9 protein-coding genes are annotated in these 22,776 nt (G+C 74.3%); 4 read left to right on the top strand and 5 right to left on the bottom strand.

Annotated elements, in window-relative coordinates:
* The first annotated feature begins 9 nt into the window (after nt 1-9).
* Nucleotides 10-966: an ROK family protein gene (locus K7G59_RS01100; RefSeq protein ID WP_225829855.1), complete on the top strand. Its 957-nt coding sequence runs from the start codon at nt 10-12 to the stop codon at nt 964-966.
* Between the two features lie 29 nt (nt 967-995).
* On the opposite strand, the gene K7G59_RS01105 is transcribed toward K7G59_RS01100, so the two are convergent.
* Nucleotides 996-2,330, bottom strand: coding sequence for a helix-turn-helix transcriptional regulator (locus tag K7G59_RS01105; protein WP_225829856.1), 1,335 nt, complete (start codon nt 2,328-2,330; stop codon nt 996-998).
* Between the two features lie 517 nt (nt 2,331-2,847).
* On the opposite strand from K7G59_RS01105, the gene K7G59_RS01110 reads away from it, so the two are divergent.
* Nucleotides 2,848-4,455, top strand: a complete 1,608-nt coding sequence (locus K7G59_RS01110; RefSeq protein WP_225829857.1) for a bifunctional 3-(3-hydroxy-phenyl)propionate/3-hydroxycinnamic acid hydroxylase — start codon at nt 2,848-2,850, stop codon at nt 4,453-4,455.
* A 231-nt stretch (nt 4,456-4,686) separates the two neighbouring features.
* On the opposite strand, the gene K7G59_RS01115 is transcribed toward K7G59_RS01110, so the two are convergent.
* Entirely contained in the window at nt 4,687-5,880 is a 1,194-nt protein-coding gene (locus K7G59_RS01115; protein ID WP_225829858.1) for a cytochrome P450, read from the bottom strand.
* 188 nt (nt 5,881-6,068) lie between these two features.
* On the opposite strand from K7G59_RS01115, the gene K7G59_RS01120 reads away from it, so the two are divergent.
* Nucleotides 6,069-7,091: an NADPH:quinone reductase gene (locus K7G59_RS01120; RefSeq protein ID WP_225829859.1), complete on the top strand. Its 1,023-nt coding sequence runs from the start codon at nt 6,069-6,071 to the stop codon at nt 7,089-7,091.
* 51 nt (nt 7,092-7,142) lie between these two features.
* Here the strand turns inward: K7G59_RS01120 and K7G59_RS01125 are convergent, their stop codons facing one another.
* Nucleotides 7,143-7,994, bottom strand: a complete 852-nt coding sequence (locus tag K7G59_RS01125) for an acetamidase/formamidase family protein (RefSeq protein WP_225829860.1) — start codon at nt 7,992-7,994, stop codon at nt 7,143-7,145.
* 358 nt (nt 7,995-8,352) lie between these two features.
* Between K7G59_RS01125 and K7G59_RS01130 the strand changes: the two genes are divergently transcribed.
* Complete coding sequence (locus K7G59_RS01130; protein ID WP_225829861.1) at nt 8,353-8,976, top strand: NAD(P)H-dependent oxidoreductase; 624 nt, start codon at nt 8,353-8,355, stop codon at nt 8,974-8,976.
* Between the two features lie 102 nt (nt 8,977-9,078).
* Here the strand turns inward: K7G59_RS01130 and K7G59_RS01135 are convergent, their stop codons facing one another.
* Both K7G59_RS01135 and K7G59_RS01145 read right to left on the bottom strand, forming a co-directional pair.
* Nucleotides 9,079-10,128 (bottom strand): 3-dehydroquinate synthase, encoded by a 1,050-nt coding sequence (locus tag K7G59_RS01135; protein WP_225829862.1) that lies wholly within the window; start codon nt 10,126-10,128, stop codon nt 9,079-9,081.
* A 76-nt stretch (nt 10,129-10,204) separates the two neighbouring features.
* Nucleotides 10,205-22,723, bottom strand: a complete 12,519-nt coding sequence (locus K7G59_RS01145) for a type I polyketide synthase (RefSeq protein WP_308294975.1) — start codon at nt 22,721-22,723, stop codon at nt 10,205-10,207.
* Nucleotides 22,724-22,776: the final 53 nt, after the last annotated feature.

Below are 22,776 nucleotides of genomic sequence, written 5' to 3' on the forward strand. Positions count from 1 at the left end.
CTGCCTTCCGTGGTCGCCGGCCCCCGGGAGCCGGCGACCTGGCTCGGCCTGGACCTCGGCGGCACCAAGGTGGCCCTGCGCGCGGAGACCGACAGCGGGGAGGCGCGCGAGCGCGTCCTGCGCTGGCACGGCCGCGGTGTCGCCTCCGACCTGGCACAACTCGCTTGTGAGGTCGGCCTGTTGCGCCGGGAGGTGCCGGGCGTGTTCGCCGCGGTGGGCGTCGCGCTGCCCGCCACCGTCGGCCCGGACGACCGCGTCGCGGTCTGGCCGAGCCGCCCGGAGTGGACCGGCCTCGACGTCCGGCGCGCCATGGGCGAGCTGTTCCCGGGCACGCCCTTCGGCTGGGCCGACGACGGCGACCTGGGCGCGCTGGCGGAGGCTGAGGCGACCGGGTGCGCGGACGTGCTGTACGTCGGTGTCGGCACCGGCGTCGGGGGTGGCCTCACCTCCGGCGCCGGGCCGCTCCCGGGCCTGGGCCGCGGCTCCTTCGAGCTCGGTCATGTGGTGACCGACCCGGACGGGCCGCGCTGCCGGTGCGGCCGGCGGGGCTGTCTGCAGTCCACCGCTTCCGGCCCGGCCACGTTGGCCCGGGCGAGCCGGCTGCGCGGCGCCGGGACGACGTACGGGCGTCTACGGGCAGGCCTTGCGGACCAGGAGCCGTGGGCCGTACAGGCGGTGGACCGCACCTGTCACCGGATCGCGCTCGCGATCACCGGTGTCAGGGAGCTCCTGCACCCCGGGCTGGTGGTCGTGGGCGGCGGATTCGCCGCCGGGCTGCCCGGCTTCGTCGACACCGTGGCGCACCATCTCGACGCACTGGCCCGGCCGGGAGTGCCCGCACCGCCGGTCCAGGCCTCGTGCCGGGGCGGGCTCGCCTCGCTGTACGGGGCCGTGGCGCTCGCCCGGCTCCTGGGGCGGGACCAGGCACGCACCGCCGCCCTCGCGAGCCGTGTTCCGCCAGGCTGAGCGGGTGCGCGAGCGCGCACCGGCGGCCGTCAGGTCCGGGTCCCGTGCAGTGCGGGCGCGGCCCCGGCGGCCGGACCGGCGGGGCCGGTGTCGAGCTCGTTCCAGATGACGGCCAGTTCCAGACGGGACTTGACCCCGACCTTCTGGAACACCTTGCGCAGGTGGAAGGCGACGGTGTGCCGGGACAGGAACATCTGCTCCGCCGTCTCGCCGTTGGTCAGCCCCCGGGAGACCAGCTTCGCCACGGCGTACTCCGTGTCGGTCAGACCCTGGATGCCGCTGCGCGGCCGGCACCGTTCACGGGACAGCGGGCTGGCGTTGATACCCCGCAGCCGGCTCATGACCCGCGACGAGTCGCGCAGCGATCCCATCCGCGTGTAGGCGCGCATCGCGCGTTCGAAGTACGTGGCCGCTTCCGGGGACTCCACCCGCCCTTCGCAGAGCCGGACGCCGATGTCCTCCAGCACCGAAGCGCGTGCCCAGGGATCGGTGTGGGACTCAGCGGCACGCCGCAGCTTGTCGAGGTCGCCCTCCAGCAGCGCGGCGGCGTGCAGGGCGGCGGCGCCGACCGAGTCGACGTCCGGGTTCTCGGCCGCGAGCCGCTCGGCGAAGCGGACTCCCTCACCGGCCGGGCCGCGCTCGCCGACCCGCAGCATCAGCCGGACCAGCCAGGGCACCGCCGCGGGTTCCGACAGCAGCAGGCGGCGGGTGAGCGTCTCGGACTCGAGCAGTTCCCGGGCGAGGGCCGCGGCCTTGTCGCGTCCCTTGCCCGCCTCGCTGAGCTGCACGATGGCCCACGCGGACTGTCCGGTCGGGAACATCTCCCGGGCGAAGACCGCGTCCTCCTCCAGCTTGGCGCTGTAGTGCAGCGCGGCGGAGATGTCCCCCCGGCGCAGGGTTGTCGTGGCCAGCACGAGGTTCCCGACCGGGGTCCAGGCGGTCTGGCCGGACTCGGCCGCGAGCCGCAAGCCCTGTTCCGCGAGCGCCGCCGCGTCCGCGTAGTCACCGGCGGCGAGCGCCACCTTCGCCCCCACGAGCCTGGTGCTGGCGACGAGTTCGGGGTCGCCCTGCACCTCCGCCGAGGCGAGGAGCCGACGCTGCACGTCGGCCGCCGCTTCCACGCGGCGGATGGACGCCAGGAACAGGGTCAGCAGCAGACTCGCGTAGGCCGAACACGGCCTGCCGCACCGGCCGCACTCCGCCCGGATCGCCTCTTCGGCGAGGGCTATGCCGGCCATGAGGCTGCCGCTCTGCCAGCGCGCGTGGGCGCGGGTCAGGATTCCGGCGGTGACGCAGTCCTCCACGACACAGGTCAGCAGTGACGATTCTTCGGAGGCATCCTGCTCGCGCCCATGCCCGTCCATGTTCCCCCCAATCGACTGTGCGGTTGTACGACGTCCTCCCTGACGCCGCGTCGAAACCCACCGGCTCGCGGTCGGTCCCTTGTGGGAAGACCCTGCGGAGCCACCGGTGTGGTGCTGTACGCGCCACTCGGCCGCCTGCGCATCCGTGGTGCGAGGCAACCTGGCGAATCCGCGTCTCGCACCGTGGCCGCCGAAGCGGGAGAGCGGGCTGGTCGACCCTTTCCCGCGCGGCCTCCGCCGCCGGTCACAGCCGCAGGCCGTAAGCGCGCCCCTTCGCACCACACATCGGGCGGGAGCGGCTTCGATGGCATCTCGACACGTCGTCCCTCGTTGTTCGTGCCAACACCCACCTCCTGCGACGCCGCAAGGCTATGCGCGCCGCCCCGGCCCCAGCATCCCCCACTCTGACAGTCATATGCCCGTGCCCTGACCAGCCTTGACAATGCCAGGGACACCGCCGGTAGCGTCCGGAGCCGTTGCCCGCCGGATTCCCGTTCGCGGTACGGAGGCCCTGGACATGTCCGACACAGCGCAGTCGCCCGCACCCGGCCCCCAGACTCCCGAGACGGACGTCATCGTCGTCGGCCGGGGCCCGGTGGGCGCCGTACTCGCCATTCTGCTGGCCGACCACGGCCACCGGGTGTGCGTGCTGGAACGCCGGCCCGAGCCGTACCCGCTGCCGCGCGCCACGAGTTTCGACGGGGAGACCGCGCGGCTGCTCGCGGCCACCGGCATCGGCGACGGCCTGGCCGGCATCTCCGAGCCGGCGACCGGCTACCAGTGGCGTACCGCGGCCGGCCGGCCCCTGCTCGACATCGCGTTCAGCCGCACCGGCCGGTACGGATGGCCGGACGCCAACACGATGCACCAGCCCGCGCTCGAAGAGCTGCTCGCGAAACGGCTGGCGACGCTCCCGGACGTCGAGACGCACCTCGGCCACCGCGTCGTGGACATCACCCAGACTCCCTCGGGCGTCACGGCGACCGCGGTCACCGAGGACGGCACGACCCGCGCGTTCACCGGCCGGTGGCTGGTGGGCTGCGACGGTGCCAACAGCTTCGTGCGCGAGCACATCGGCGTGTCCGTCACCGACCTCGGGTTCTCCTACGAGTGGCTGCTCTGCGACGTCCGGCTGCACACGCCCCGCGAGTTCGTCCCGACCAACGTGCAGCTGTGCGACCCCGCACGCCCCACGACGATGGTCGGCAGCGGCCCGGGGCGCCGCCGCTGGGAGTTCATGCGCCTGCCCGGCGAAAGCGCCGAGGAGCTCGGCACCACCGACGCCGCCTGGCGCCTGCTGGCCCCGCACGGGGTCACCCCGCGGACGGCCACGCTGCTGCGCAGCGCCACCTACCAGTTCCGCGCCATGTGGGCCGACCAGTGGCGGTCGGGCCGGGTCTTCCTCGCCGGGGACGCCGCTCACCTCATGCCGCCGTTCGCCGGACAGGGCATGTGCGCCGGCATCCGGGACGTCGTCAACCTCGCCTGGAAGCTCGACCTGGTGCTGTCCGACCGGGCGCCGGACCGGCTGCTCGACACCTACCCGCTCGAACGCCGCCTCCAGGCCAAGACGTCGATCACCGCCTCGGTCAAGCTGGGCCGGGTGATCTGTGTGACCGACCCGGCCGCGGCGGCCGACCGCGACGCGGCGATCCTGGCCAACGGCGGCGGCCGAACGCCACAGGAGCCGCCCGCCGCCGAGCCGCTGACCAAGGGGCTGCTGCGGCCGGCCGGGGACGGCTGCGGTGGCGCGGGTGAGGTCATGATGGCCGGCACGGTGGAGGCCGACGGCGTCAGCGGCCGGTTCGACGAGCTCATCGGTACCGGTTTCGTCCTGATCACCACCGAGGGCCCGGCCGCGCTGAGCGAGGCCCACGGGGAGTTCCTGGCCGGCCTCGGGACACGGGTGGTGCGCCTGTCGCCGCCCGGCTCGCCGCCCGGACCGGGCGAGGTGCGGGACGTCGACGGTGTCTACCACGCCTGTCTCGGCCGGCTCGGCGCGTCGAGCGTCCTGGTTCGCCCCGACCACCACGTGTTCGGCACCGCCGGCCCCGGCGGCGCCACGGCTCTGGTCGACGAACTGCGTACACAGCTGCACGGCGCCCCGGTCCCGCAGCCTCGCTGAGGGACCGGGCCGGACCGGGCCGCCGGCAGGCCGCCCGCGACGGCAGCGGGCACGGCCCGGTTACGCCACGTGGCCGGGCCGGTCGTGCGCATACATGCCGACGCCCGGCTCGGGTCTGCCGGCCGGGCGTCGCATGCGGTCGGTGCCGTCGGTGCCGTCGGCGCGGTCGGTGCGGTCGGTGCGGTCGGTGCGGTCGGTGCGGTCGGTGCGGTCGGTGCGGTCGGTGTCGGGCTACCAGCGCGCGGGAAGGCGCTGCACGCTCAGCACCGGCGTGCGGGCCCGCAGCGGGATGTCCGCCAGCGGCGCGTCCAGCGCCAACTCCGGCAGCCCTCGTACGAGGGTCTCCAGGGCGGTGCCCAGCACGGCGCGCCCGAGGCGCTGGCCGACACAGGCGTGCGCGCCGTAGCCGAACGCGATGTGGCCGGAGGCGTCCTGGTCGAGGTCCAGCCGCTCGGGGCATCCGAACTGGCCCGCGTCCCGGTTCGCGGCCGGCAGGGAGACGGTGACCGTGTCGCCCTCCCTGACGAGCTCGCCGTGCAGGCGCACGTCCTGAAGCGCGGTACGGAAGATCTGATACTGGTTCACGGTGGTGTAGCGCAGCAGCTCTTCGACCGCCGCCTCCGTGCCGGACCCCGATGCGGCCGCGGCGCGGAAGGCCGCGAGCTGGTCGCGGTGGTGCAGCAGCGCGAGCACCGCGGCGGCCACGGCTCCCTCGCAGGTGGCGAAACCGGCGACGAACACCACCAGCAGCATGTTGGTGATCTCGCGGTCGGAGAGGCCCTCGATGGCCGTCAGCCGGCCCAGGATGTCGTCCCCGGGCGAGGTCCGGGCCCGCTCGACCAGGTCGCGGGTGAGGAAGAACGCCCGCTTCTCGGCGGCGAACTCGTCCTCCAGGGGGACGTTGTCGTCATTGGCGGTGTCCGCCAGCGCGGCCAGGGTGGGGGCGTCCTCGTACGGGACGCCGACGACCTCGGACAGCACGCGCAGCACCAGCGGCCGTATGTAGGCGGGCAGCAGGTCGGCAGGCGAGCCCCCGGCCCGCAGGGCGTCCAGTTGCCCGGCCGCGATCTCCCCGATGCGCGGGGCGAGTTCAGCCATGCGGCGGGTGCCGAACTCGGCGGTGAGCATGCCGCGGTAGCGGGTGTGCTCGGGTGGGTCCATGTGGATGAACATGCCCGGGATGATCGGCATGGGGGAGAACGGCTCCCCCTTCTTGAGCATCGGGAAGTGCGCCGAATGGAAGTTGTGGCTGAACGCGGGGCTGCTCAGCACCTCCTTGGCCACCTCGAGCCCGGTGGCCAGCCAGCCCACATGCCCGTCCGGGTAGACCATGCGGGACAGCGGCGTCGCCGCGGTCAGGATCGCCGGCGGGGCGAAGTGGTCGGTCCGGTCCACGAGTTGCTGGTGGGTGATGGGCGCTGCCATACGGGATCCTCCTCAGACCGGGCAGAATCGGCGGACTGAAGCGACGTTAGTGATCCCGGCGTGTCCCGCCATCCCTCACCTTGACAGGCGTCGCGGGAACCGCTGTGACGCCGGAGCGGCGGTGGTTAGCCTCACGGCCGTGGAACGGCTTCCGGTTCCACAGCGGCTCCCTGTCGTGAGGAGTGCGAGTGAAGGCGATCGTGTATACGACGGTGGGAAACCGGGACGTCCTCCGCATGGTGGACCGGCCGGTGCCACAGCCGGGCCCGGGCGAGGTCCGGGTCCGGGTGGCGATCTCGGGGGTGAACGCCACCGACTGGAAGTGCCGGCGGTTCGGCCATGCGGACGGACGCCTGATGTTTCCCGAGGTGATCCCGCATCACGACGGCAGCGGCGTGATCGACGCCGTCGGCCCCGGCGTCCCGGCGGGGCGCGTGGGGCAGCGGGTGTGGCTGTGGGAGTCGGCGTGGCGGCGCGCGCACGGCACCGCCGCCGAGTTCGTGGTGCTGCCGTCCCGCCAGGCGGTGGAACTGCCGCCGGGGGCCTCGCTGGAACTGGGTGCGAGCATCGGGCTGCCCGCGCTGGCGGCGCACCGGTGTCTGACCTCGGCACAGCACGCGCCCGCCCGGCTCGGACCGGGCACGCTGGCCGGGCGCACCGTACTGGTGGCGGGTGGCGCCGGGGCCGTCGGCCACGCGGCGGTCCAGCTCGCGACGTGGTGCGGCGCGTCGGTGATCGCGACGGTCGGCGCGCCGGAGAAGGAGAAGCTGGCGCGCGCCGCGGGCGCCGGGCACGTGGTGAACCACCGGTCGGGCGGCACCGCAGCGGAGATCCGCGCGATCGCGCCCGCCGGGGTGGATCTGGTCGTCGAGGTGGCGCCCTCCGCGAACCTCGGTCTCGATCTGGAGGTGCTCGCCCCGGGCGGCACGGTCGCCGCCTACGGGACGGAGGGCGACGGCGAGGTCCGGCTGCCCACCCGGCTGCTGATGGGCCGTAACCTGCGCTACCAGTTCGTACTGGCTCTGACGCTGTCGCCCGAGGAGAAGGACGCCGCCGTGGCCGATGTCGCCGCGGCGGTCGCGGACGGCGCCCTCGGCGTGGGCGAGGGCGCGGGCCTGCCGCTGCACCGCTACCCGCTCCACCGCACGGGCGACGCCCACGACGCGGTCGAGGGCGGCACGACCGGCAAGGTGCTGATCGACATCGGCTGACAGATGAACCGCCGCGCCCGGACGGACGACGGCCGGCAGCCCCGCCGCCGGTCAGCTGTCCGGGCGCAGCCACCGGTCGACGCGGGCCCGCAGCTCGGCCGGGAAGATGTCCTTCGGCAGCAGACCGTGCACGCCTTTGGGCGGTCCGTCGAGGCCGACGTACGGGGCGCCTCGCTGGTCGGCGTACTGGGTGACGCGGAAGCTCGCCGAGATGCTGCACAGCGCGTATGCCTCGGCGGCGCTGATCCCGGCCGCGGCGCTGAACCAGCTGATCAGTCCGCGGACGCAGTCGATCAGCGCGTCGTCGAGATTGTCGGCGAAGCCGAAGCCGATCCAGTGGGTGTCCGTCTCCGCCAGCGGCCGGGTCAGCGCGACGCCGCGGCGCAGGTCGTAGCGCATCCGCAGGTCCTCGGCGGTCGACTTGATCGCGGTCTGGTCCACGATGCCGTCGCCCTGCAGGGCGTGCACGTCGCCCACCCAGAGCCGGCCGCCGGGCTTGGCCACCGGCAGGAAGAGCGAGGAACCCACGGTGAGTTCGCGCAGGGCCAGGTTGCCGCCGTAGGCCCCGGCCGGAAGGGCGCTGACCGGGTCGTCGCCTGCCGGCTCGACCGCGACGATGCCGAGGAACGGCGCCAGGGTGAACGAGATCCCGTGCACGTAGTCGGCCCGGGTGCGGGTGTCGTCGAAGCGGAAGTAGTGGGTGTACGGCTCGTCGAAGTCGTGCGGCAGCGCCCCCGCGCCGCGCGGGAAGACGTTGCACCCCCAGTCCGCGAGCCGCAGCCGCATCAGCCGGCATTCGATCACGTCTCCTGGCCGGGATCCGGCCATTTCCACCGGCCCGATCAGCTGGAACGGGCAGCCCGGATACTGCTCGCGCAGACGGGCGCGCTCGGCGAACGACATGCCGAATTTCATCTCGTTCTGCCAATTGGTCCACGTATTCGGGTAATCGACCTCATCACCCGATTCGATCGTAGCGGCGGCCGGCGCCTTCGGGTCGAGGATTCCGGACCGGACCGTTTTGTGCGTGGATTCCACCGTATACGTCGTCATGGCGACCGAAGGTAGGCAGCGAACGCCCGTCGCAGCAAGGCCTCGCGGACCATGGAGCCGAGAACTACCAACCTGACGGATGGTCCGGCGAGGGGCGCCGGACGGAAGCTGGTACCGGCCCGCCGATAAGGCGAAAAATCATCAATGACCGGGCCGACGTTGTTAGCGTGAGGCGATCCTCGACACAACACAACAGGGAGCTTCTTCGTTGCGTATTCTCGCCATTTCCGGGTCGCTGCGTCAGGACTCGTTCAACACGCAGCTACTGCGCGCACTGCCGCCGCTGGCACCCGAGGGAATGGAGATCGAGTTCTTCGACGGCCTGGGTGATGTACCGCTCTACAACCAGGATCTCGACGTGGAGGACTGCCCGAAGCCGGTGCAACGGCTGCGCACGGCGATCGCCGAGGCGGACGGCCTGATCATCGCGAGCCCGGAGTACAACGGCTCCATTCCGGGCGTGCTCAAGAACGCCATCGACTGGGCGTCACGTCCCACGAGCAGGTCCGCTCTGCTGGGCAAATGTGTCGTCACCATGGTGGCCACACCCGGCCGCGGCCTCGGCCGCAACGCCCTCAGCGATCTGGGCCGGGTGCTGCACGACTGCCACGCGTTCGTGATCAGCGGTCCGTGGGTGCACCTCAGCGAGGCCCCGACGAGGATGGAGGCCGCGCAGGCCGAGGGCGACGGCGAGGCCGCGACCGTGCTCACGGATCCGATGACCCGGCGTCTTGTGGACATCCAGCTCAGCTCCCTCCAGGACGCCGTCAAGAACGACGCCGGTCGGCATGCGGTCGTCCCGCTGATGTCGTTCATCACGCCTCGGCGCTGAGCGGTCCGCAGGGGCCGATCAGGAGCTGATGGCCGTGTCCGCCCCGGTGACCGCCGTATCCGCCCAGGGGCTCCCGGTACGCCGGGAGCCCCCTTCGGCGTGTCAGGCCCGCGCGGTCTCGCGCAGCAGCTCCGCCTGCGGCCGGCGCGGCATCCGCTCCAGGACGCGCGCGACGACGTCCTCGGCGACGTCGGCGACCGGCTCCGCTCCCGCCGGTCCGTCCAGGACGAAGGCCAGCCCGTCGACCGCCTTCTTGTCCCGGCGCATCACCCGGATCAGTTCCTCCGTCGCAGGCCCGGCCGGCAGGGCCGTGGGCAGACCGTAGTGCTCCACCACGGTGTGATGCTCGGCCACCCGGTCCGGGCTGATCCGGCCCAGTTCTCCGGCGAGCCGGCCCGCGAACACCGTGCCGATGGCCACGGCTTCGCCGTGCCGCAGGGCGAAGCCGGTGGTCACTTCCAGCGCGTGCCCCAGGGTGTGGCCGTAATTGAGGAGATGCCGCAGGCCGGTGTCGCGCTCGTCCTGCTCGACGATCCCCGCCTTCAGGGTCACGCTCGCGGCGATCTGCTCGGCGAGCGGCAGACCACGCAGGTCACCGGCTCCGATGAAGTGGCATCGGGCGATCTCACCGAGCCCGCTGCGCAGTTCCCGCCGGGGCAGCGTGGTGAGGTAGTCGGTGTCGCACAGTACGGCGCTCGGCTGCCAGTAGGCGCCCACGAGGTTCTTGCCCTCGGGCAGGTTCACCGCGGTCTTCCCGCCGACGCTCGCGTCGACCTGGGCCAGCAGTGACGTCGGCAGGTGCACCACCGGCACGCCACGGTGGTAGAGCGCCGCGGCGAGCCCCACCACGTCCGTGGTGGTACCGCCGCCGCAGGAGACGACCGCGTCGTGCCGGGTCAGCCCGAACGCGGTGAACTCCCGGCAGAGCGCCTCCACGGTGGCGAGCGTCTTGTCCGGCTCGCCGTCCCGGGCCGCCAGCACCAATGTCTCGACCCCCGTTTCGGGGACCCACTCTCGCGGCCGGGCCGAGACCACGACGGTCCGGGCCACGCCCAGCCCGTGCAGCACGGACGCCAGCTCGGTCCGCACGCCGGGACCGATCAGCACCTCGTAGGAACGCGCCCCGAAGCGCACCGGAACTCGCCGGACCATTTCCCACCTCCTGTTCATGACGTCCTGCTCATCGAGCCGCGCAACACGACTCGTCCGCCGTCGGGCTGACGCTGCGTCAGTCCACGGCCCCCAGCGCCCGCTGCACCAGGCTGCTGACGTCCATCTCGTCGATGATTCCTTCGTCGTCGGCGGCGGTGTCCTCGGCCGCACCGGCCGCACCGGCTTCCTCGCCGGCCGGGCCGCTGCCGCTGTCGGCGAGGCCGAGCAGCGTCTCCAGCACCCCGGCCTCCTTGAACCGCTCCAGCGGAACGGTGGCCAGCACGCGCCTGAGGTCCTCGTCCCGGATGCCGAGGTCCTCGGCGGGGTCGCGCAGCAGTTCCTCGCGCAGGTAGCCGACGAGCGCCTCCGGGGTCGGATAGTCGAAGACCAGCGTGGACGGCAGCTTGAGCCCGGTCGCGGTGTGCAGGCTGTTACGGAAGTTGACGGCGGCCAGCGAGTCGAAGCCGACCTCCTGGAAGGCCTGGGCCGGGCCGATGGCCTCGGCGCCGCTGTGCCCGAGGACCGCCGCCGCCTGGCCGCGCACGAGCCGCATCAGGATGCGGTCCTGTTCGGCCTCCGCGACCGCGCGCAGGGAGTCCACGAGGGAGGCGGTGGTCTGGCCACCGCCGTCGGACGCCGTCGCCCGCAGCACGTCCGCCGCCTCCGGCAGATCGGCGAAGAGCGGGCTGGGCCGCACCGAGGTGAACGCGGGGACGAAGGCGGTCCAGTCCATGTCGGCGACGGTGACGGCCTTGTCGTCCCCTTCCACCGCCTGCGCCAGCGCGGTGACCGCCAGCGCCGGGGGGATCGGCAGGACGCCGCGGCGCCGCAACTGCGCCAGGGCCGCCTCGTCCATGCCCACCCCGACCTCGTCCAGCGCGCCCCAGGCGATGGAGGTCGCCGCGAGGCCCTGCCCCTGGCGCCACTCGACGAGGGCGTCGAGGACGGCGCTCGCCGCACCGGACGGGCTCTGGCCGCCACCGCCCCAGACACCGGCGATCGAGGAGAAGACCACGAACGCGTCGAGCGGGGTGCCGGCGAACCGCTCGGCCAGCCACACCGCCGGTGCCACCTTGGTGCGGAAGACCGCCGCGAGGTCCGCTTCGCCGGTGTCGTCGAGGAGACTGGTCTGCGTGATGTCGGCGGCGTGCACCACGGCGGTGAGCGGCTGCCGCGGATCGGCGGACAGCAGCTCGGTGAGCGTCTCCAGGTCCCGCTCGGCACAGAACTCCAGCGCCGTGCCCAGCCCGCCGAGCTCCGCGCGCAGCCGGGCCGCACAGTCCTCGGGCGCGCCGGTGGTCGTGGTGACGACCAGCCTGGCCGCCCCGGCCCGAGCCAGCCACAGCGAGGCGTGCCGGCCGAGCCCCTCCGCGCCGCCCGTGACCAGGACCGTGCCGCGCGGCTTCCAGCCGGCGCCGGCGGACCTGGGCGCGGGCTTGCGGCCCAGCCGGCGGACGTAGACGCCCGAGCGCCGGACCGCCAGCTGGTCCTCGCCCGAGGCTCCGCTGAGCACGCCCAGCAGGTGCTGCGCGGTCCGGGGCCCCATGCTCGCCGGAAGGTCGATCAGACCGCCCCACCGGTCGGGGCGTTCGAGCGCGACGGCTCGGCCCAGCCCCCACAGCGCCGCCTGGGCGGGCGCGTCGAGGGTGTCGCGGATGCCGATGTTCACCGCGCCCCGGGTCGCACACCACAGGGGTGCGGTGACGCCCACGTCGCCGAGCGCCTGGACGAGCGCGAGGGTCGACGCGGTGAGCGCGGTCGGGTCCTGGGGACCGGTGCCGGACCGCGGACCGAGGGCGAGCAGGGACAGCACGCCGGACACCTCGCACTCGGCGAGGGCGGCGGTGAGCCGTTCGGCGAGCACGGAGCGGCCCGTCTCACCGACCGTCAGCGGAATGTGGTCGAATCCCAGCCCGGCCAGCGCAGTCAGCAGTTCGTCCGGCTCCGCACCGTCCGGTATCACGACGAGCCACCGGCCGACGGGCACACCGACGGCCTCGCGCTCCAGCGGCTTCCAGGTGACGGTGTAGCGCAGCTTCTGCGCGGCCGAGCGCTCACGGCTGCCCTTGCGCCAGTCGGCGAGGACGGGCACGAGTGTGCCCAGCGCCTCGCGCTGGTCGGTGGAGAGGGAGAGCAGCTCGGACAGCGAGCCGGTGTCCGTGTGCTCGACCGCTGTCCAGAAGTCGCCGTCCGCGCCCGATGCCGCCTCGGTGCCGCGGTCGGGCGTCGTGCCTTCGCCCAGCCAGTAGTGCTGACGCTCGAAGGCGTACGTCGGCAGGTCGAGTGCGCGGGTGACGTCGTCGGGCAGGACCGCGGCCCAGTCGACCGCCACGCCGCCGGTGAAGAGCCGCGCAGCGGAGGCGAGCAGGCGCGCGAGCCCGCCGTCGTCGCGCCTGAGGGTGCCGGTCACGACCGGACGGGACGCCGCGGCCACGCTGTCGTCCCCCAGGTCGGTGATCGGCTGGACCAGCACAGGGTGGGCGCTGACCTCGACGAAGACGCCGTGGCGCAGCCGCAGCAGCTCCTCGACGGCCGGCCCGAAGCCGACCGGCCGACGCAGGTTCCGGTACCAGTACGCGCCGTCCAGGGCCAGGTCGTCGGTGACCCAGTCGCCGATCACCGTGGAGTAGAACGGCACGTGCGGCGCGCGTGCCTCGATTCCCGCGAGCGCCTGAGCCAGCACCTCCTCCAGGTCCTCGACGTGCCGGGTGTGCGAGGCGTAGTCCACCGGCACCCGGCGCACGCGCACCCCCTGCGCGGCGAGCGCGTCGAGGGCCTCGTCCAGTGCCTCCGTGTCCCCGGCGATCACCGCCGACGTGGGGCCGTTCACGGCGGCGACCTCGACGCGGCCGTCCCAGCGCAGCAGGCGGCGGCGCGCCTCGTCCGCGTCCAGCGCCACCGACGCCATTCCGCCGCGCCCGGACAAAGTGGCCGCGATCGCCTTGCTGCGCACCGCGACGATCCGGGCGGCGTCCTCCAGCGACAGGGCCCCGGCCACGCACGCCGCCGCGATCTCGCCCTGCGAGTGTCCCACCACCGCGTCGGGCAGCACGCCGGCCGAAGCCCACACCGCGGCCAGGCCGACCATCATCGCGAAGCTCGCCGGCTGGACGACGTCGACGCGCTCCAGCATCCCGGTGTCGACGTCGCCGCGCAGGACGTCGGGCAACGACCAGTCGGTCCAGGGCTCGAGCGCGCGGGCGCACTCGGCGATCCGCTGCGCGAACACCGGCGAGGAATCCAGCAGGGCCCGGCCCATGCCGGCCCACTGCGCCCCCTGGCCCGGGAAGACCAGGACGACCTTGCCCGGTGCGGCGGCGACGCCGCCGGTGATCACGTGGGGCGCGCTCTCGCCGCGGGCCAGGGCGCCCAGACCGGCCAGGGCCTCCGCGCGCGTTCCGGCCAGGACGACGGCCCGTTCGGCGAGCGTCGCCCGGCCGGTCACGAGCGCCGAGGCGACCGCGGGGATCGAGGGACCGGCCGTGTCCTTGATGAACGCCGCCATCCGGCCGGCCTGCGCGGTCAGCGAGCGGGGGGTCCTGGCCGACAGCACCAGCGGCAGCACGGGGGGCGGTGTGTCCACGTCGGCTTCGGCGGGAGCGGCCTCCTCGGCGACCTGTTCAGGCTCCTCGAGGATCAGATGCGCGTTCGTACCGCTCGCCCCGAACGCGGAGACGGCGGCGCGGCGCGGCCGGTCGCCGCGCGGCCACCGTCTGGCCTCGGTGAGCAGTTGCACCGCTCCGGACGACCAGTCCACCTGCCGGGTGGGCTCGTCGACGTGCAGCGTGGCCGGCAGTACGCCGTGGCGCAGGGCCTGGACCATCTTGATCACGCCCGCGACACCGGCGGCGGCCTGCGTGTGGCCGATGTTCGACTTCACCGACCCCAGCCACAACGGCTGGTCACCGGCCCGCTCCTGCCCGTAGGTCGCCAGCAGCGCCTGCGCCTCGATCGGGTCGCCGAGCGTCGTGCCCGTCCCGTGCGCCTCGACCGCGTCCACATCGGCCGGCCGCAGCCCCGAAGCGGCCAGCGCCTGCCGGATGACGCGCTGCTGCGAGGGGCCGTTCGGTGCCGTAAGCCCGTTGGACGCGCCGTCCTGGTTGAGGGCGGAGCCGCGGACGACGGCGAGCACGCGGTGGCCGTTGCGGCGGGCGACGGAGAGCCGCTCCAGGGGCAGCACGCCCACGCCCTCGGACCAGCCGGTGCCGTCGGCCGAGGCCGAGAATGCCTTGCACCTGCCGTCCGCGGACAGCCCGCGCTGACGGGAGAACTCCAGGAAGGCGTCCGGGCTCGCCATCACGGTCGCGCCACCGGCGAGCGCCAGGGAGCATTCGCCCTGCCGCAGGGCCTGCGCGGCCAGGTGGATCGCCACGAGCGACGAGGAGCAGGCGGTGTCGACGGTGACGGCGGGGCCCTCGAAGCCGAACACATAGGAGACCCGGCCCGAGGCCACGCTGGAGGAGGTGCCGGTCATCACGTAGCCCTGGACTTCCTCGGGCACGCTGCGCAGGCGGGTGACGTAGTCGTGGTGGACGATTCCGGTGAAGACCCCGACGTCCTGGCCACGGGCCGAGAGCGGGTCGATGCCGGCGTGTTCCAGCGCCTCCCAGGAGGTCTCCAGCAGCAGGCGCTGCTGCGGGTCCATGGCCAGGGCCTCGCGCGGTGAGATCCCGAACAGTCCGGCGTCGAACTGCGCGGCGTCGTGCAGGAATCCGCCCGCGCGGGTGTAGCTCGTCCCGGGGTGGGCCGGGTCCGGGTGATAGAGGCCGTCGAGATCCCAGCCGCGGTCGACCGGGAATCCGGAGATGGCGTCACGTCCCTCGGCGACCAGTCGCCACAGCTCCTCCGGGCTGTTCACCTCGCCGGGCAGCCGGGTGCTCATGCCGATGATCGCGATCGGCTCATTCGCGTACGACGGTACGGCGACGGCGGACGAGGGCCGCTCCCCCTGGAGATACGCGGCCAGCGCCGCCGGGGTCGGGTGGTCGAACACCGCGGTCCCGGGTACCTGCAGGCCGGTGAGGTCACTGAGCCGGCGGCTGAGCCGGACCCCGGTGAGGGAGTCGAAACCGAGGCTCTTGAACGGCTGGTCGGAGTCGAACGCCTCATCGCCGCGATACCCGAGGACGACGGCGGCGCTCTCCCGGATCAGCTCCAGGAGCACGCGCTGCCCGTCCTCGCCGGAACGGCCGCCCGGATCCACCGCCTCGGCGGCGGGGCGCCCGGCTCCGGAACGGCCGACGGGAGCCACCGCGTCACCGGCGGGCTCGGCCCCCGGACGGACCGGTACCGCACGGTTCGCGTCCGGCGCGGCCTCGTCGAGCCAGTAACGTCGGTGCTGGAAGGCGTAGGTGGGCAACTCGGCGGCGACCGTGCCGTCGGCCGGACGGCCGAGGACCGCCGGCCAGTCGATGGGTACGCCGCGCGTGTGCAGCCCGGCCAGTGCGGTCAGTGCGTCCGCCGTCGCGCCGGTGTCGCGCAGTGTGGGGAAGCAGCCGTCCGCCGGGACGTCGGGCGATTCGAGGGCCATCGCGACCAGGGCTCCGCCCGGACCGAGTTCGGCGAACGTCACCGCGCCCTGTCGGCACAGAGCGGTGACGGCGTCACCGAACCGTACCGCGGCCTCGACCTGTTCGACCCAGTACTCGGGGGTGGCCAGCCGGCCGTCGGTGACGAGGGCGCCGGTCACGGCGGACACGACCGGCAGCTCGGCCTCCCGGTACGTCAGCCGTTCGGCGACGGCGCGGAACTCCTCCCGTATCGGTGCCATCAGCGGCGAGTGGAAGGCGTGGCTGACGGGGAGCCGGCGGGTCTTGCGCCCGCGTCCGGCCAGCTCGTGGACGACGGCGAGCACGGCGTCCTCGTCGCCGGACAGCACCAGCGAGCCGGGACTGTTGACGGCCGCGACGGCCACCGTGCCCGCCGCGCCGGCCAGCAGGGGGGCGATCTCGGCCTCGGTGGCCTGGACTGCGGCCATGGCGCCGCCGTGCGGCAGTCCCTGCATGAGCCGGCCGCGTGCCGCCACCAGTTCGCCGGCCTCGGCCAGGCCGAGCACGCCGCTCACATGGGCGGCGGTGATCTCCCCGACGGAGTGCCCCGCGACGAGGTCGGGGCGCACGCCCCAGGAGGCGAACAGGCGGAACAGCGCGGTCTCCAGCGCGAAGACGCACGCCTGGGTGTACATGGTCTGATCGAGCAGTTCGCTCTCGCGGGAGCCGGGCGCGCAGAACGCCACCTCGGCCAGGGGCCGTGCGGCATGCTCGCCCAGATGGCGCTCCACGGCCGCGCAGGCGTCGGCGAACGCCTCGGCGAACACCGGGAAGGTCTCGGCCAGGCCCCGGCCCATGCCGGCCCACTGACTGCCCTGGCCGGTGAAGAGGAAAGCCAGTTTCCCGTCGGCTGGGCTGCCCATGACCCCGGCGGCCGAGCCGCCCGCCAGGGCGCGCAGGCCGGCGAGGAGCTGGTCACGGTCGCGGGCCGGCAGCACGGCGCGCCGGTCGAGTTGGGCGCGGCCGGTGGCGAGGGCGAGGGCGGCATCCGTGAGGGACACGTCCGGGCGGCCGGCCAGGAAGTCGGCGAGCCGGGCCGCCTGCCCGCGCAGCGCGGCGGGGGTGCGCGCCGACACCGGCACGGGGACCCAGGGCAGGTCCGGCGGTTCGGGGGCGGGGGCGGAGCGGACTGATCCGCTGCCCGGCCCGGTGTCGGACGTGACGGAGGCGGAGCCCGGCTCGGGCACGGACGCAGCCGGTTCGGGGGCCTGTCCAAGGACTTCGGGGGCCTGTTCGAGGATGACGTGGGCGTTGGTGCCGCCGATGCCGAAGGACGACACGCCGGCCCGGCGCGGGCGCCCGGTCTCGGGCCAGTCCCGGGCCTTGGTCAGCAGCCGGACGTCGCCCGCCGTCCAGTCGACGTGTGCCGAGGGACGGTCGACGTGCAGGGTCCGGGGCAGCACTCCGTGGCGCAGGGCCAGCACCGTCTTGATCACGCCCGCGACACCGGCGGCGGCCTGCGTGTGGCCGATGTTCGACTTCACCGACCCCAGCCACAACGGCTGTTCACCGGCCCGCTCCTGACCGTAGGTCGCAAGCAGTGCCTGCGCCTCGATCGGGTCGCCCAGCGTCGTGCCGGTGCCGTGTGCCTCGACCGCGTCGACGTCGGCGGCCGTCAGACCGGCGCTGGCCAGCGCGGCCCGGATCACCCGTTCCTGCGACGGCCCGTTGGGCGCGGTCAGCCCGTTGGACGCGCCGTCCTGGTTGACCGCGGAGCCGCGGACGACGGCGAGCACGGGATGCCCGCGCCGCCGGGCCTGGGACAGGGGTTCGAGGAGCAGAAGCCCGGCTCCCTCGGACCAGCCGGTGCCGTCGGCGGCGTCGGCGAACGCCTTGCAGCGCCCGTCGGGTGCCAGGCCGCGTTGCCGGGAGAACTCCACGAAGGTCTCGACGGTGCCCATCACCATCACACCGCCGACGAGTGCCATGGAGCACTCGCCGAGCCGCATCGCCTGCGTCGCCAGATGCAGCGCCACCAGCGAGGAGGAACACGCGGTGTCCACGGTGACGGCGGGGCCGGCGAGGCCGAGGTGGTAGGCGATCCGGCCGGAGAGGACACCGCCGGAGCTGCCGGTCAGGCGAAATCCCTCGACCTCGGCGGCCCGGTGCAGCCGTACCGACCAGTCGTGGCTGTTGACGCCCGCGAACACCCCGACGTCCTCGCCCGCCAGTCCGGTGGGGTCGATGCCCGCGCGCTCGAAGGTCTCCCACGCCGTTTCCAGCAGCAGCCGCTGCTGCGGGTCCATGCCCAGGGCCTCGCGCGGCGAGACGCCGAACAGTTCGGCGTCGAAGTCACCGGCGTCGTCCAGGAATCCGCCCTTGAGCAGGTAGGTCTTGCCGGGGGCGTCGGGATCCGCATCGTAGAGCGCCTCGGTGTCCCAGCCGCGGTCGGCCGGGAAGTCGGCGATGGCGTCGATTCCTTCGGCCACCACCCGCCACAGGTCCTCCGGGCTGTCCACCCCGCCCGGGAAACGGCACGCCATCGACACGACGGCGATCGGTTCGTCCGCGGTCACCGGCCTCGCCGGTTCCGCCGGGGCCGGACGGCTCGTCGGCTCGCCGAGGAGCCTGGCCCGCAGGTGCTCGGCGAGCGCGGCCGGCCTCGGGTAGTCGAAGATCATCGCCGGGGACAGGGTCAGGCCGGTCTCCGCGGCCAGCCGATTGCGCAGTTCCAGCGCGGTCAGCGAGTCGAACCCGGCGTCCTTGAACGTCCGGTCGGCTGCGACGGATTCGGGCCCGGCGTGGCCGAGCACCGCTGCGGCGTGCCGGCGTACCAGGTCCAGGAGTGCGGAGGCCTGCTCGCCGGGCGACAGGCCGGCGAGCCGCTCGGTCCGGGCCGGCGGTACGGCCACGACCGCGGCGCGGGCGACCGGGCGGCGCCGCGGGACCAGGCCCCGCAGCAGGGCGGGGACGTGGGCGTCGGCGGACGCGAGGGCGGCCGGGTCGAACTTCGCCGCGACGACCCGCGGGCCCCCCTGCAGCGCGGCGTCGAACAGGGCCATGCCCTCGGCGTCGGAGAGGCCGGCCATGCCGACGGCCTCGTTGCGCCGCAGGTCGGCGCGGCCCAAGTGCCGGGTCAGGGCACTGGACCGGCTCCAGTAGCCCCAGGCGATGGACACCGCGGGCAGCCCGAGGTCGTGCCGCCGCCCGGCCAGCGCGTCCAGCGCGGCGTTGGCCGCCGCGTAGTTCCCCTGCCCGGGGTTGCCGAGCACCCCGGCGGCCGACGAGAAGAGCACGAAGGCGGCGAGGTCCAGATCCCGCGTCAGCTCGTCGAGGTGCAGCGCCGCGTCCGGCTTCGGCCGGAACACCGTTTCGAGGCGGTCCGGTGTCAGCGCGGTGAGCACGCCGTCGTCCAGGACACCGGCGGTGTGTACGACGGCCGTGAGCGGATGCTCCGCCGGGACCCCGTCGATGAGCGCCGCCAGTTGTGCCCGGTCGGCGACGTCGACGGCGGCGACCGTGACGCTCGCGCCGAGCGCGGTGAGCTCGGCCGCCAGTTCGCCGGCGCCCTCGGCCGCGGGACCCCGCCGCCCGGCGAGTACGAGGTGCCGCACGCCGTGGCGGGTGACCAGGTGCCGCGCGGTCAGGGCGCCGAGCGTGCCGGTGCCCCCGGTGATCAGCACCGTCCCCGCCGGGTCCAGCGGGCGGGCGGCCTTCGCGGGTGCCGTCCTGGTCAGCCGGGGCACCTCGGTGCGCCCGTCCCTGACCCGCAGCCACGGTTCGCCGCCCGTCGCGACGACAGGCACCTGCGCCCGGCCCGCCGCGTCGGCCTCGACCAGCACGATGCGGCCCGGATGTTCGGACTGGGCCGAGCGCACGAGCCCCCCGACAGCCGCCGCGCCGGGGTCGGTGCCGTCGGGGACCACAACGGCGAGCCGGGCCGTACCGGCAGCCGAAGCGGCGACGAAAGCCTGGAGCACGGCCAGCGCCGAGGTGACCACCGCCCGCGGCTCACCCGGGCCCGCCTCGTACACCAGCAGGTCCGTGCCGGCCGCGGCGGTGACGTCGGTGGCCGTCGCGACGCGCCGGACGTCGGCGGCAGCCGGCTCCCCGGGGGTCCACTCCGCCCACTCGACGGTGAAGAGGTGGTCCGCCGATCCGCCGTGGTCCGCGGAGACCGGCTCCGGCTCCGCTTCGAGGCTCTCCACGGTCATGACCGGCTGCCCCTGGGGCGTGACAAGCTCCAGGCCCGCCACCCGGTGTCCGCTCCCGGCCTGCGCCGTGGCGCCCGACCGCACGCGCAGCGCGGACGCCCCGGCGGCCAGCAGCCGTACCCCGGTCCACCGCGTGGGCCGGGTGTGTTCGGGTATGGCGGTGCGGACGGCGGCGTCCAGCAACACGGGGTGGATTCCGTAGCGGGGCGCGTCGCCCAGCGCGGATTCGGGCAGCGCGGCCTGCGCGGGGTCACCCAGTCCGGCAAGGTCCGCGGCCTCGGAGGCGGGGGCCAGGACGCCGTGTGCGTGCCGCGTCCACGGCCCGTCCGGCGCGGCTGTCCCGGCCCGGGAGTGCACGTCGACGGGCCTGCGCCCGTCCGGACCGGCCTCGCCGACGACGACCTGGATGACGCGGCTGCCCTGGCGCGGCAGCGTCACCGGACGCTCGACGGTCAGCTCGTCGACGACGGGTGTGCCGGTCTCGTCGCCGAGGCGTACGGCGAGTTCCACAAGGGCGGCGTCGGGTACGGCGGTCGGGGCACCGGCCGCGGACAGCCAGGGGTGCGCCGCCGCCGGCCACCGGGCGGTGGCGACCGCCCCGCCGGAGTGCGGCAGGCGGACCACGGCACCGAGCAGCGGATGCCCGGCGTCGGCGAGCCCCAGCGACGCCGGGTCGGTGGCCGGCGCTGGCTGCAGCCAGTAGTGCTGACGGTCGAAGGCGTACGTCGGCAGTTCCACCCAGTCCGTGCCCGGGGCGGGCAGGAGGCCGGACCAGTCCACCTCCACTCCGCGGACGAACAGCTCGGCCATCGAGGCCGCCAGCCTGAGCGGGCCGCCGTCGTCCCGGCGCAGCGACCCGGCCACCACCGCGGGGACGGCGGCCTCGTCGAGGATCTCCGTGACCGCCTGCACCAGCACCGGGTGGGCGCTGACCTCCACGAAGACATCATGGCCCTGGCCCAGCAGCCCGCTGACGACGGGCCCGAACCGGACCTGCCGACGCAGGTTCCGCCACCAGTACGCGCCGTCCAGAACGCCGGCGCCGACGACCGGCTCACCGGTGACGGTCGAGTGGAAGGGCACGGCCGGGGCCTTGGGTTCCAGCCCGGTCAGCGCCTCGTCCAGCGCGTGGCGAATGTCCTCCACCTGCTCGCTGTGCGAGGCGTAGTCGACCGCGACCCGGCGCACCCGGACGCCGTCGGCGGCCAGTTCCTCCAGCACCTCGTCCAGCGCTGCGGCTTCACCGGACACGACGACGGAGGAGGGTCCGTTCACCGCCGCGACCGCGAGACGGCCGCCCCAGGGCCGGATGCGTTCCGCGGCGGCGTCGGCGCCCAGCGCGGCCCAGGCCATTCCGCCCCGGCCGGACAGCGTGCCCGCGATGGCCTGGCTGCGGAGGGCAACCACCCGCATGGCGTCGTCCAGCGACAGGGCGCCGGCCACGCAGGCCGCGGCTATCTCGCCCTGCGAGTGCCCGACGACCGCGGCCGGGCGTACGCCCACCGACTCCCACACCGCGGCCAGCCCGATCATGACGGCGAAACTGGCGGGCTGCACGACGTCCACGCGGTGGAGCAGGTCGGGTTCGGCGTCGCCGCGCAGGACGTCGAGCAACGACCAGTCGGCCCACCGGGCGAGCAGTCGCGCGCACTCGCCGACCCGCTCGGCGAACACCGGTGAGTGGGCGAGCAGTTCCCGCCCCATCCCGGCCCACTGCGAGCCCTGGCCGGGGAACACCATGACCACCCGGCGCCGCGCGTCGGACGCGGCGGCACTCCCGCGCACCACGGCGCGGCTGGTCTCCCCCGCGGCCAGCGCCGCGAGTCCGGCCAGGGCCTCCTCCCGGGAGCCGGCCAGGACGACGGCCCGCTCCTCCAGGACGGCCCTGTGGGAGAGGAGCGCCGAGGCGACCTCCGTCCAGGAGGATCCGCCGGAGCCTTCGAGGAGGGACGCCAGCCGCAGTGCCTGGCCCCGCAGCGCGCCCTCGCTGCGGGCGGAGAGCACCAGCGGCACCACGACGGGCGTGACGGGTGGCACCGCCGGCGGCGCGGGTGCGGCCTCGTGTGCCGCCGACGCCGCGACAGGGGCCGGCGGCAACTCCTCGCCTGCCGCCGGCGCTTGTTCCAGGATCACGTGTGCGTTGGTGCCGCTGAGCCCGAAGGCGGAGACTCCGGCTCGGCGCGGCCGACCGGTGTCCGGCCAGGGCCGGTTCTCCGTCAGCAGGGACACCGCGCCGCTCGACCAGTCGACCTTCGTCGTCGGTTCGTCGACGTGGCGGGTGGCCGGCAGCACCCCGTGCCGCAGCGCCTGCACCATCTTGATCACACCGGCCACCCCGGCCGCGGCCTGGGTGTGGCCGAGGTTGGACTTGACCGATCCGAGCCACAGCGGGCTGTCGGTGGTGCGGCCCTTGCCGTAGGTGGCGAGCAGCGCCTGCGCTTCGATCGGGTCGCCGAGGGTCGTGCCGGTGCCGTGCGCCTCGACGGCGTCCACGTCGTCGCCGGTGAGGCCGGCGTTGGCGAGGGCGGCGCGGATGACGCGCTGCTGCGAGGGGCCGTTCGGTGCCGTAAGCCCGTTGGACGCGCCGTCCTGGTTGAGGGCGGAGCCGCGGACGACGGCGAGCACGCGGTGGCCGTTGCGGCGGGCGTCGGAGAGCCGCTCGACGAGCAGCATGCCGACGCCCTCGGACCACGCGGTGCCGTCCGCCCCTGCGGCGAACGCCTTGCAGCGCCCGTCCGGTGCGAGGCCTCGCTGCCGGCTGAAGTCGACGAAGACCCACGGCGTCGGCATTACGGCGACACCGCCGACGAGGGCCAGCGTGGACTCGCCGTTGCGTAGGGACTGGACGGCCAGGTGGAGGGCGACCAGGGACGACGAGCACGCGGTGTCCACGGTCAGCGCCGGGCCCGGCGAACCCGAACACGTAGGCGACGCGCCCGGACGCC

The organism is Streptomyces sp. NK08204 (assembly GCF_020400585.1).
GTDB lineage: Bacteria > Actinomycetota > Actinomycetes > Streptomycetales > Streptomycetaceae > Streptomyces.